This window comes from Mycobacterium persicum (assembly GCF_002086915.1).
GTDB lineage: Bacteria > Actinomycetota > Actinomycetes > Mycobacteriales > Mycobacteriaceae > Mycobacterium > Mycobacterium persicum.
In genome coordinates, this window is the sequence record NZ_MWQA01000008.1 from 1 (window position 1) to 12,768 (window position 12,768).

The following is a 12,768-nucleotide window of genomic DNA, read 5'->3' on the forward strand; positions in this document are numbered from 1 at the left end:
CACCGAAACTGCCCAGCGGCTCGTGGATTAACAAGCCCGACGACACCGAGGAGGCCACTCAGTAAATACCGCTCGACGGTGCCTCATTCAGGTTGACAAATTCCGCAGGCTGCCCGCCTGGTGATTGAGACCGGCCGGCCGGTGGCGCATGTGGCCGCCGAGATCGGTGTTGGTGAAGCAGTGCTGGGGCGTTGGGTGCGCCTCCAACGCGAAGCCTCCTCGGCTGGCGATACTGGCGTGGTGCTAGATGCTGATGAACGCGCAGAGTTGGAGCGCCTGCGCCGTGAGAATGCCGAATTGCGTTTGGACCGTGAGTTTTTGAAAAAAGCCGCGGCCTTCTTCGTCTCCGAACAACACCGGTAGAAGCCTACCGGGTGATCGAGGCGGAGAAGGCCACCTACACGGTTAAGCACCTGGCCAGCATCCCCACCGCCCTACCCGACATCCGCAAAGGCATCCGGACCAAGGCCTGCTGAACCACCATATTTCGCGGGCATTCCTACGTGGAGGCATCGACTAATTTTCGCGGGCATATTGACGTGAGGCATCACGGGCACCCTCGCTCTTAGACCGGAACCGACCCGTCCTGAATATGTCGATGGGAAAAATGCGCACTTTGGCTGATGTTCCTCACGCCGAGTCTTGGTCAGCTGTAGAGGGCTTTTGGTTCTCGCGGTGGGTGCGTGGCCGCGAGTCCGTCGATAGTGAGGGAAACTGTGAGCATGACCGCAGCCGAGGTGGCAGCTGGCGAAGGCCTGGGCTGTGCACCTGCCAATACCGTGCGGTCTTGCGAGGCCGAGCGCGGGAAGGCCTCCACGAAGGCCTGTGTGCCACAACTCGCGGTCATGATGTCAGGCACGCATGAGCGGGACGATCAAAGCTGGCTAAGCAAGTCCTTTGAGGGCGCTTATCGTGCAACACGACCTGACATCGCCGGATGGCCGTCGGGGTTCGGTCCTAACTGCCGCAACTCGCTGCACACCAAGACCTGCAACCGGTGGCCATACATGCGGTGTGGCTTCCAGCTCGAAGTCATGATTCAACGATTGTTTTGTGACGAATCAGGCGACAGCGGGACTGGCCAGTCAATTCCGCGAGCCGGGGTGCGCTGGTTGGGTGCCCCTTATCCGATCGCGGCGCATTCGATAGCTGATGATCGTGGCACGGCCCGACTAATGCGGCCGCTCCGTCGGGGCGCAACCTTGGGACCCCTTCGGTGAGCAATGAGCCCGATGCGGGCCGGCCCGCGCGGGTCCTGGTCTCCGACGACCCCGCTGATGTCGCAGTGCTAGAGCGACTTCGTGCCGACCCTACCGTCGAATTTGTTGACCATCTTGGCCGGCAACTGCAGGAATTGTCGAGCTTGCGACCAAAGCCGGATCCGGAGCTGTTCGCCGAGCCGAGCCGATGGGTGCATTACCCGTGGCGACGGGCCGTCGTGGCGGTACTGGGCCCGCGCGCGTTTCGCACCCTGCGGTTGGATCGCAACCGCAATGGGATTACTACCGAAGAGCAGGCTCAGTTGGGTGCACTGCGCATCGGGGTGGCTGGGCTAAGTGTGGGGCATGTGATCGCTTATACGCTTGCCGCCCAAGGCCCATGCGGGCAACTTCGTTTGGCGGATTTCGATTGTCTGGAGCTGTCTAACCACCTCAACAGGGTGCCCGCCACGGTGTTCGACCTTGGAACCAATAAGGCGGAGGTAGCTGCGCGCCGCATCGCCGAGCTAGATCCCTATCTGACATTGCGCGTGTTTGACGCTGGCCTCACCCCCAGACACCGTTGAAGAATTCCTAGAGGGCCTGGATATCGTTGTGGAGGAATGCGATTCGCTCGAGATCAAGACCTGTTTACGTGAGAGCGCCCGCAGCCGTGGCATCCCGGTGTTGATGTCCACCAGTGACCGCGGCCTAGTCGATATCGAGCGGTTCGACTTGGAGCCGCAACGCCCAATATTGCACGGCTTGCTCGGTGACCTTGATGTCCGATCGCTTGCTGCGATGAGCAGCCGTGAGAAGATTCCGTACATCCTGCGATTGCTGGAAGCCAAATGCCTGTCGTCCCGTAACGCGGCTTCATTAGTTGAGATCGATCACACGCTGTCGACCTGGCCCCAGCTGGCCGGAGAAGTGGCACTGGGAGCTTCGGCCCTGGCCGAAGCGGTGCGCCGAATCGGTCTCGGCGAGCAGCTGCATTCGGGTCGCACTCGGATCGACATCGGCGCAGCGCTCAACCAACTCACCGAGCCAGACCAGCCCAGGCACCATGCCGTGAGGCCGAAGCGTGTACAACACCCGGTGGCCGGGGTTGCTGATGTCATCGGCGCTGCCGCGATGCGCGCGCCTTCAGGCGGTAACCAACAGCCCTGGCGCATCGAAGCTCGCTCCGATGCCCTGGTGATTGACGTCGCGCCGGAACACACGGTCAGCCTCGACGTCGGTTACCGCGCCAGCGCCGTCGCGGTAGGGGCAGCGTTGTTCAACGCCAAGGTTGCAGCCGCTGCCTATGGTGTCCTCGGGCCGACGAACTTGGCTGAAAACAGAGGCGGCACGCCGCTGCGGGCTACCTTGACTCTAGGTACCGGACAAGATCCCGGACTGGCTGCCATTTATGAACCCATGCTCGCCCGCGAGACCAACCGCCACCACGGCGAACCGACACCGATCCCGGTCGAAACGATCGACGTGCTTAGGGAAGCGGCGGCCGCCGAAGGCGCGCATGTGCATTTGTTGACCACACGGGACGATATCGCTCGTGCGGCCGCCATCCTAGCTGCTGCTGACCGTATCCGTTTTCTGACGCCACGGCTGCACGCGGAAATGATGTCGGAGCTGCGCTGGCCGGGAGATCCGTTTCCGGACACTGGTATCGAGGTGTGCAGCCTCGAAATGGCTCGCGATCAGCTTGTCGAGTTGGACCTGCTGCGTCGTACGGATGTGATGGAGCTCTTGGCCCAGTGGAGCGCCGGCACTGCGCTGGGCCAAGACACTCACCGTCGCGTCACAGCCAGTTCTGCACTCGCCGTGGTTTTGGTCGCTGGGCGTACGTTGACCGACTATGCTCGCGGCGGATCGACGGTTGAGGCAGTATGGATCGCCGCAAACCGTTACCTGCTTGGCGTGCAGCCGATTTCGCCGGCATTTATCTACACCCATGAAGCGAGCGAGCTGCACGCATTGTCTGCCCAGTTCGCTGATGAGTTGGGCAAGCTACGCAGCGACTTTCACAGTTTGTTCCCCGTCTCGGCCCAAGACTCCATCGCACTGGTGCTCCGATTAACGACCGCCCGGTCCACCTCGGTGCGGAGCCGCCGCAGTCTTGATCGCATCCGAGTGGTGTCGGTGTGAGCGGCTGGATTACGACCATGAGCCGTTCCCTAGACGAGCTTGTCACTGCGGTGGCCTCGGAGCTCATGGTGGCTACGGTGACCACCGCGGATTTGATTAGTAAACGGGTGCTAGCCGACTTGGTAAATCACTTCGGCGTCGATGCAGGCTTTCTTCGTCACAACGATCACAACATTCGTGCGACGAGGCTGGTCGCGGAGTGGCCGCAACGCGATTATGTGCCCGATCCCGATCCGATCGGCGTCGTGTATTTCGATGACGCAGATCCGATTTTTGCCCTGTGCGAGCACGCCAAAGACCCGCTCGTGTTGCATCCCGAACGGGCCAATGTGGACTACCAGCGTCGCATCCAGCAAGGCACTGCCGTGCCGGCCGTTTCCCTGGCGTGCGTACCGTTGCTCTCCGGAGAGGTCACTACCGGCGTCCTCGGCTTCGTCAAGTACGGTGACCGGCGATGGCATGCGGACGAGTTGTACGCACTTCAAGCGATTGCAACTCTTTTCGCGCAGTTGCAGGCACGCCTCATTGCCGAAGAACGATTGCAGGCCCGTATCGTTGCCGAAGAACAATTGCGATACTTGGCGGACCATGATGATTTAACCGGGTTGTTGAACCGACGAGCTCTAACCGCTCATCTCAATAATCGGCTGGCAAGCGGTCAGCCCGGCCCGGTGTCGTTGCTCTTCCTCGATCTCGATCGGCTCAAACTGGTTAACGACTATCTCGGTCACGCCGCTGGTGATCAACTGATCAAGGTCCTTGCCCACCGGCTGCGCGAGGCAACCCAAGATTCGGCGTGCGTGGGCCGTTTTGGTGGAGACGAGTTCGTAGTGGTGCCGGCCGAGCCGATGTCGATCGATGCTGCCGAGTTGTTCGCACATCGCCTGCAGACGCAGCTGAAAAAACAAGTGGTGATTGATGGCGAGGCGCTCACCCGCACTGTGAGCATCGGCGTTGCCAGCGGTCTCCCGGGACACGACACCGCATCAGAGCTGCTGCGCAGGGCCGATCAGTCGGCGCTATCGGCGAAAAGCGTTGGCGGCGGTAAGGTTGTCGTTCTCAACCACGAGGTAAGAACACAACATGCACTGCAAACGGACGTTGAATTGCACTTGGCAGGGATGATCGATACTGACCTGGTGCTGCATTACCTTCCCGAGATAGACATGCGCAACGGCAAGATTCTGGGCGCTGAGGCGCTTGTCCGCTGGCAACACCCGACGCGGGGCTTGTTGTTGCCTGACTCATTCATCAAGGTAGCCGAATCCATCAATCTTGCAGGCAAGCTGGGCCGAATGGTGATGCGCTTGGCGTGCGCAGAATTCCGTCGATGGCGGTCGGCCGGTTTGGGCGTTGATGCGTTATTGCGCATCAACGTCTCGCCAGTGCAACTGGTAGCCGGAGGATTTGTTGACACGGTGGCCAGCACGCTGGATCAGTTCAACCTCGACGCCAACCTGATCTGCCTGGAAATCACTGAAAGTGCGGTGGTCCAAGACCTCGAGGCCACTCGCAAGACACTTTGCGGGCTAAAAGAGATCGGAGTCCATCTCGCCATCGACGACTTCGGCACCGGCTACAGCGTGCTCACCCATCTGAAATCCCTGCCGGTTGACACGATCAAGATTGACAAGGGGTTCGTAGCCGAACTCGGTAGCAACAGAAGTGATCTGGTGATCGTGAGGGCAATCATGGCATTAGCAAAGGAATTTGGACTCGAAGTGGTCGCTGAAGGCGTTGAGACCGCCTCTGCGGCGGAGATATTGCTGGACTTAGGCTGTCATCGCGCACAGGGATTTCTGTTCTCGCGCCCCGTCGACGGCGCGACGATGGAATCGCTGCTGGCCGAAGGCATCGCCCCGAAGCGCCTCCCACTAGTCACAACTGCCACGTCCAACAGAGACGAGCTCGGGCAGTCACAGACTCAAGATCCTAATGCCGAACAGCCCCAAGCAGGTTCATACACGATCGGTGTGCTCGGCCGGTCTCACATGGCAGCTAGTTGCGTCCAGAAAGTGTAGGCTCTTCCGACCTGATATGGTCTGGTGGATTTCGTTGAGCCGCCCTGGGTTTCGTGCACACCTTCTATTGGCACGATACCAAGCAAGATACGAACCGGAGCGTAAAGGTGTATAGCGGTCCTGTTGGTTGGGAGCATCCCGAAGATTTACGACTGTGAGGTTTAACTGGTGCCAACCGCGCGAGCGGGGCTGAACGATGCAGCCGCGGCAAGACAACCGACACGGTAGATGTCGAGTCGGCCGCCCGCACTGTCCTGAACAAACCTGCTGCCCCTAGCGGTTTGACGAAGATGGGGCATGATGATCAGCGGTGGCGGGCGGCTTGTTGGGTGAGTTGTACCCGTGACGTGATGTTAAGCTTGCCGTAAATCTTGGTCAGATGTGTTTGCACAGTGCGCGGCGAAAGGAAGAGCTTTTTCGCGATTTCCTTGTTGGTCATTCCTTTGGTAACCAAATTGACGACATTGTGTTCAGCTGGGGTCAAAGATGCCCATCCGGTCGCAGGCCGTGTACGTTTACCCCGGCCACGCTGCGCGTAAGCGATCGCTTCGTCGATCGACATTGCGTTGCCTTCGGTCCAGGCGGAATCGAACTCCTGGCCACCAATCGCCGAACGCAGCCGGGCAACCAAGGCCTCATAGTCGCCGTCCCAGACCTTGAAGCGGACTTCCCCGGTATGTTCCCGTTGGGCTGCCGAAGCGCCCAGAAGACGCACCGCTTCATGGTGACTACCTGCCTCCCCGCCTAAGTGGGCCAACACCTCCAACAGATCGGGCATCCCCAAGTAGGCCTGCAATTTGACACCGCAATTCACCGCGGCATGGGCGTCATCGCGGGCCTGGCCGAGTCTTTCCTGCGCGATCGCGATGTGAGCGCGTGTTTTCAGTGCCATCATGAGATGCCACCCGCTAGTGGAATTTACAGCCTGGTCGGCCAGCCGTTGCGCAGTTGCGACATCGCCTTGTATCAAGGCCAACTGCGCCGCGACTGCATGGTGGACAGGCAATTGGCGTTCAGGTGCGAGATGTTCAACGGTGAGGTTGTACGCCTCGATGGCGCCGATATCGCCTGCGGCCAAGGCCGCGTATGCCACTACTGAATAAGCGCAATCCTCAAAGACTTTGCCTAACTCACTTACGGATTTCACACAAGCATCGGCCGCTACCAGGGCCGCTGCGCCGTCTTTGTGAGCCGACAACCACGCTTGCAGGTACAAACCTAGCGATTGGGTAACAATGTCGGTGGCGTCCTCGGCTTCGATGGTAACCTCACAGCATCGCTCAAGTGCGTCGGCCAGGTAACCTTCCCAGGCATACGCCGCGCAAGCCCATAAACGACATTGCCGCGCAACGAATCGATCCCCGATAGCGTCCGCAAGTTCGAAGGCTTGATCACTCGCTCCTCGCAATTCTGTCGGATCGCCCGCAATGCAGGCGGAGGCCAACCGCCAGTAACGAATTCGGTTCAATGACCACCTATCGCCGATCGTCCTCGCGACCTCCATGGCTTCGCCGAAGTACTCTTGAGCCGCGATCGGGTCGTAACCACTGCACCATCCGCAGGCGACGAGCGCCCGAGTCAATACAGCCGGATCACCCACTTCACGCGCTAGCGCCAGCGCTTGATGTGCCTGCGAGAGTACGGTCGGCGCGCCAACTGCAGTCGATGCCAACAACGTACTGAGCAAGACTCTGTCGGCAAGTGCCCGCGCCCAGACTCCGGGTCTTATTTCAGACTGAATGTCGTATTCGGCTCCAAGAATCGAATCCAGCCAGGCCAAACCTTCGTGCTGGCGGCCACGTCCGAGCCATACCGGCTGCAATAAGGAAGCGAGACTTAATGCGACTGAAATGTGCCCCTCTTTACGGTTCCACATGAACGCCGCACGAAAATTTTCCAGCTCGGTCTCAGCCACCTCGACAAACAACGGACCCCCATTGCTCGCTGGCGTCTCCAGGCTTGCAGCCAACTGCGTGTAATAATCCGCGTGCCGTTTCCATACTCCGACCTCACCGGATTCGACGAGCTTTTCCGCCGCGTATTCACGAACTGATTCCAATAGACAATATCGTGCTTGACGTTGAACCTTTTCGACCGCCACCAACGATTTGTCGACAAGCATCGTGAGTTGATCAAGCACCGCAAAGGGCTCGCGGCCGTCTCCAGCAACCGCCACCACCGCGGCCAAGTCGAACGTGCTTGGAAACACTGCGAGCCGGCGAAAAACAACTTGCTCGCTCTCAGACAATAGATTGTGTGACCAATCCATCGAACCGCGCAAAGTCTGCTGGCGTGGTATCGCGGTTAGGCCTCCGGTCAACAGCCGAAATCGGTCGTCTAAACTATCGGCGATCTGGGTCAACGACAAAGACCGAACTCGCGCTGCTGCCAATTCGATTGCCAACGGAATGCCATCGAGCCTGTGACAAATCTCGGAGATTGTGCGAAGCTTCTGATCAGTGACTTCGAACGTTGGTTGAACCAGGCGTGCCCGCTCGACAAACAGTTGAATCGCCTCGTCGGCAACCGAAAGCGACGGCAAGCACCAGACAATCTCACCCGCCACCCCGAGCGATTCACGACTAGTCGCCAGAATTGTCAAGCCCGGGCACACAGTTAGCAGTGAAACTACCAATTCTCGGCATGCGGTCACAAGATGCTCGCAATTGTCCAATACCATAAGCATCCTGCGCTCGCCAATGAAACGACTAAGGGTGTTCATCATCGTGCGATTCGGCTGGTCCATCAAACCGAGTGCGTGCGCCGCGATCGTTGGTACAACTGTTGGATCGGCGACTGGGGCCAGATCCACAATCCAGGTACCGTCGGGATATTCAAGCATCCTCGAAATTTCGATGGCCAGCCGGGTCTTTCCGACTCCGCCTGGACCGTTCACGGTAACGAGTCGGCAGGTAGCCAGAAGCTCGCGCAGCTCTTGGATTTGCTGACATCGCCCAATAAAACTGGTGATGTAGAAACTATTGCACTCCAAATTCAACTTCTTCTCCAAGTTTCTCTAACGTGAAAACGCTGGGATTGAAGATGATCGACGAACACGTCTGGTTGGATTTCTGCCACAATTGCCAACCATCAAGATGCTGACCAATGATAATTAAGAAGAGGGCAACATCAGAACATTCTATTTGCTGCGCTCGTGATTTCCTGGACGAACGGGCCGGTGGCAATTTGTGGCCCCGTGATTACCCTGCTCAACCGCCTTTCACCCAAGTCAAACAGCAGTGTAACGCCGCACCGCGTCGGTACACTCCAAGCTCGCCGAACCAGGTATCTGGATGTTGCCCGGGAGCAATCGATGACATATCCCGAACCTGACTGGACTATTCACCGCGCATCACCCAAGCTGCCGCAGCGAGCCCAAGGCCGCCGCCTGTACCACACTTTGATCCCCGAACACATCCGCGCCGCCACGGCATCGGCGCAGTGGCGCCGCCTGGAATCCCCTACCTCGATGCACGCTGTCGACCCGGATGTGCCCCTCCGCCTCGCGTCAAAACCCCCCGGTTCTGGCCGCATCCGCAGACACTTGAGCGCCCCGCCCTACGAGCGCGCTGGTCTTGAGCCAAGCGAAACCGCCCATCTCGTACGCGGTTTGGCGGATGTTCGCGGAATCGGAGCGCAACATACTTCCAGGCATGCATCCGATCGATACAGGCTACCTCTCGCCCCTGGACACCCTTCCAACGCTCACCCCGGTGCTACTGGAATACCCGCGTCCCGACGTAGCGCTAATAGTCCTCAATCGGCTAGACCGAATGAACGCCTTGGGATTAGAGCTGGTCGTCGCTCTGAAACAAACACTAGAAAAGATCAACTGCGACAATTCCGTGCGAGTTGTGGTACTCACTGGTGTTGGCAGAGCGTTTTGCACGGGTGCCGACGAAGAGCCTGCAGGCAAAGTGCCGCATGAAGGACTGCTGCCGCCGGCCGATGCATTACGCGCACTGGAAATGCTCGACGAGGTGACCTGGCAGCTACGACTGATGCACCAGCCGGTGATCGCAGCTATCAACGGCGCGACCCATTGCGGCGGAATGTGTTTGGCGCTAGCTGCCGACATCCGGGTGGTAGCGGACAGCGCATACTTTCGCGCCGCGGGAATCAGAAACGGCCTGACGTCCAGCGAGCTCGGATTGAGTTACTTGCTGCCTAGGGCGATCGGATCTTCGAGAGCGTTTGAACTGATGTTGACAGGCCGGGACGTCGACGCAGTAGAGGCCGAGCGCATCGGGCTCGCGTCTTGTCGGGTGGCTGACGAAGACCTGTTGGACCATTGCTTGACGATGGCCGGCCGAATTGCGGGATTTTCAAGGATTGGCACCGGATTGACCAAGCGCGCACTGTGGGACTACCTCGACGCTGCTAGTGTGGACGGGCACGTGCAGACCGAAGACTCGGGGCAGCGCTACAGTCGGTTGCTAACAAGACGTTTCGACGTGGCGGTCGCCGCGCGCGCCGAGAAGCGCCTGTCCGTACTTACCGATTGCCGATAGGCTCGTCGACGGCACGATTTCACACGCGAACATATGAGTTGGAATATGTTGTCGCGCGAGACTTTCGTTGGCGTCTTTCGCAATCCCGCCAGCCTCAGGCCGGGGCAGCCGTCGAGCGTTTCGCTGCTTGTCACACCCGATCCGTAGTGGTGCGTCGCCACCTCGGCAATGCTGGCCTCTGTCTGCGGTGGTGTTCGTCGTGCCCGCCTAACGGGATCTGATCGGCGCGCAGGTGCGGACCGGGTCGGGTGCGGAGGTCGCGGACGTGCCCAACGGCTGCTTGGGGCTTCCGTTAGCGGCTATCGACCGCGTCTTCCAGACCAAACTAGGCGGCGGCACCCCACAATCTGCGACGTAGCGATTTGTGCGTGATCGCAGGGTATGTACGCACTTTTGCTGATGTTGTCCCGTTGGTGATCGCTGCATGCTGTAGGCGTGTGCCTGGTTGAGCCGATCTCCGTCAACCAGCAACAAACCTCGGCCCCCGCGAAGGTCCCCGCGACCGCGAACTCATCCCTGCGAGATGATTAGGAGAGCACGTTGAGCACGCTCCGCACCAATGCCGACACCCGGGACGTGGAAACAGGTGTCAGCACGAGCGCTGTGATGGCGGCTGCTGCTGGCGCCAGCGAAACCGGCCGGCCTGACCCTTTGATCCGAGATCCGTACGCCGCGCTCCTGATTGCAGATGCTGGCAGCGGCGTCTGGAGGACTTTGCTTGACGACTCGCAGTTTGCCAAGCTCAAATCCACCGGTCCCGAGACCGCCGCATACCTTGACTACCTACGCAGTTATCAGGCGATTCGGACACAGTTCTTCGACACCTACATCGCCGACGCTGTCGCGGGAAAGATCTGCCAGTTAGTCATCGTTGCGTCCGGTTTGGACGCGCGCCGACCGGCTGGATTGGCCGCCCGGCGCCACGGTTTATGAGATGGACCAGCCTCAAGTACTGAACTACAAGTTTAAAACTCTTGCAGCCCAAGGTGTTGCGCCCGCGGTCGACCTCCGCGCGGTCTGCGTAGACCTGCGCGGTGACTGGCCCGCAATGCTATGGGGTGCGGGTTTCGGCCCTTCGCTGCGGACAGCGTGGTTGGTCGAAGGGCTATTGGTCTACCTGCCCGCCGACGCCCAAGACCGGTTGCTTGCCCAGATCACCGAGCTGAGCACGGTGGGCAGTCGGCTTGCCGTGGAAACTGCGGTCACTTGCGCCGAAGAACGTAAAGAAGAGTTGCGGCAACGGTTTAACGATATCGCTGCCGAACTCGGACTCGTAAAACTGATGCACCTGCAGGATCTCAACTACAACGACCCAGATCGGGCGGTCGCCACGGATTGGCTAAACACCCACGGATGGCACGCGACGGCGCGGAACTCCATCGGCGAACTGCGCCGCCTGGACCGCTGGGTTAATGGTGTACCGATCGCTGACCACAAGGACAGCTTCGCCGACTTCGTGACCGCGGAGCGGCGATAAGGATTTTTGTCGCGTTTTCCATCGACCTCATCCTCGGAAATCTTTTGCTGGCATTAGGACCAGTTCTCTTGACGGCCGCGCGATACATGATCGCACTACTACGGAATGGTGAGAATGACCGACGCAGCAAACAATTGTCATCGCAACCCGGCTTCACATGGCCGACACCATCAAGAATTCAGGCGCACCGCCACCGCCATAAAAATTGATTCAATCGATTCTCCGACCCGCCGCACCACATCGCGCCAGCGTAAACGCGCGGCCGGCGCGGCGCTAGGAGCACTAGTCTTGACCACCGGAGTTACCGCGGCCGTGGATACCCTTAACGACTACGCCGCTATTATCAGCGCCGGCCGATTAACAATCAATCTGGCCGATCACGGCAAATCGAAATCCGACAGTTGTTCGAATGATACTCTCGATATCACCACCGACACCAGCGGTAACGATGATGACAACTATCTCCAGGTGTTTGCCGCCAATAGCAATAATTATGACGGTGGTCTCGCTAACCCGTTCCTTGGCGAAGCAATTCCCGTCAGGATCGAAATCGTCGACATTTGGGATCTCGTCGAAATGCTAAACGATCCCGTCAACCAACCCATTGAATTACTTCCACTGAATCCCGATACCGACAATCAGAATCAAAACTGACAGCTGGGCACTAATGCGTGAGGAGCGCCTCATGGAGATGCCTTCCGGAAGTGGTGTCCGGGTCCAGTCTTCGGTTATCGCACTTGTCGCCGAAAGTAGGTTGAGATGGCAGTGACGCTGGTTTCCCATCGTAAAATGACGCCGCGCCAGCGGCTGACGATTGTGGCGACCGGTCTGGGAATCTTCATGGTGTTTGTGGACGTCAACATCGTGAACGTGGCGTTGCCCAGCATCCAAGCGGTGTACCACACCGGTGAGCAGGGTCTTCAGTGGGCGGTCGCCGGCTACAGCCTCGGTATGGCTGCGGTACTGATGAGCTGCGCTTTGATCGGCGATCGGTATGGCCGCCGGCGCGGATTTTTCGTTGGGCTAGCGGTGTTCGCGGCCGCTTCGGTGATCTGCGCGGTACCGGTCAGCCTCGGAATACTCACGGTGGCCCGGGTGGTCCAGGGTGTGGGTGCGGCTTTCATTTCGGTGCTCTCGCTGGCGTTGCTCAGCCACGCTTTTCCCGACCCGGGTATGAAAGCACGCGCGATAGCGGGCTGGATGGCCATTGGCTGTATTGGTGCGGGTTCCGCCCCGGCATTGGGCGGGGTCCTGGTTGAGGAGTTCGGCTGGCGCAGCGTCTTCGCGGTCAATGTGCCTCTTGGCGCAATCGTGTGGCTACTGACGGTACTGAGTGTCAGCGAATCCAAAGACCCTGATCCGACTCAGCTCGACTGGCCGGGGCAGCTGTTGTTTGCCCCCGCGATCGCGGT

At 59.3% G+C, this 12,768-nt stretch carries 6 protein-coding genes and 2 pseudogenes; 7 read left to right on the forward strand and 1 reads right to left on the reverse strand.

What is annotated here, in order from left to right; genetic code table 11:
- Nucleotides 1–99: 99 nt before the first annotated feature.
- From B4U45_RS28365 to B4U45_RS28375, 3 genes and pseudogenes are all read left to right on the forward strand, one after another.
- Nucleotides 100–363: a transposase gene (locus B4U45_RS28365; RefSeq protein WP_075549872.1), complete on the forward strand. Its 264-nt coding sequence runs from the start codon at nt 100–102 to the stop codon at nt 361–363.
- A gap of 853 nt (nt 364–1,216) precedes the next feature.
- Nucleotides 1,217–3,347 (forward strand): annotated as a pseudogene (locus B4U45_RS28370) (Rv1355c family protein).
- 17 nt (nt 3,348–3,364) lie between these two features.
- Nucleotides 3,365–5,368: a bifunctional diguanylate cyclase/phosphodiesterase gene (locus B4U45_RS28375; RefSeq protein ID WP_082275698.1), complete on the forward strand. Its 2,004-nt coding sequence runs from the start codon at nt 3,365–3,367 to the stop codon at nt 5,366–5,368.
- 304 nt (nt 5,369–5,672) lie between these two features.
- Here B4U45_RS28375 and B4U45_RS28380 read toward each other — a convergent pair whose 3' ends face one another.
- Complete coding sequence (locus B4U45_RS28380) at nt 5,673–8,378, reverse strand: helix-turn-helix transcriptional regulator (RefSeq protein ID WP_176358411.1); 2,706 nt, start codon at nt 8,376–8,378, stop codon at nt 5,673–5,675.
- A 643-nt stretch (nt 8,379–9,021) separates the two neighbouring features.
- Between B4U45_RS28380 and B4U45_RS28385 the strand changes: the two genes are divergently transcribed.
- The 4 genes and pseudogenes from B4U45_RS28385 to B4U45_RS28400 all read left to right on the forward strand — a co-directional run.
- Nucleotides 9,022–9,879 (forward strand): enoyl-CoA hydratase, encoded by an 858-nt coding sequence (locus tag B4U45_RS28385; RefSeq protein WP_075549873.1) that lies wholly within the window; start codon nt 9,022–9,024, stop codon nt 9,877–9,879.
- Between the two features lie 540 nt (nt 9,880–10,419).
- Nucleotides 10,420–11,356: pseudogene (locus B4U45_RS28390) on the forward strand (SAM-dependent methyltransferase).
- Nucleotides 11,357–11,470: 114 nt separating this feature from the next.
- On the forward strand, nt 11,471–12,010 hold the full coding sequence (locus B4U45_RS28395) for a hypothetical protein (protein WP_083156483.1): 540 nt from the start codon (nt 11,471–11,473) through the stop codon (nt 12,008–12,010).
- A gap of 135 nt (nt 12,011–12,145) precedes the next feature.
- Nucleotides 12,146–12,768 (forward strand): MFS transporter (locus B4U45_RS28400; protein WP_219859586.1); only part of this gene is annotated, 623 nt, incomplete at its 3' end.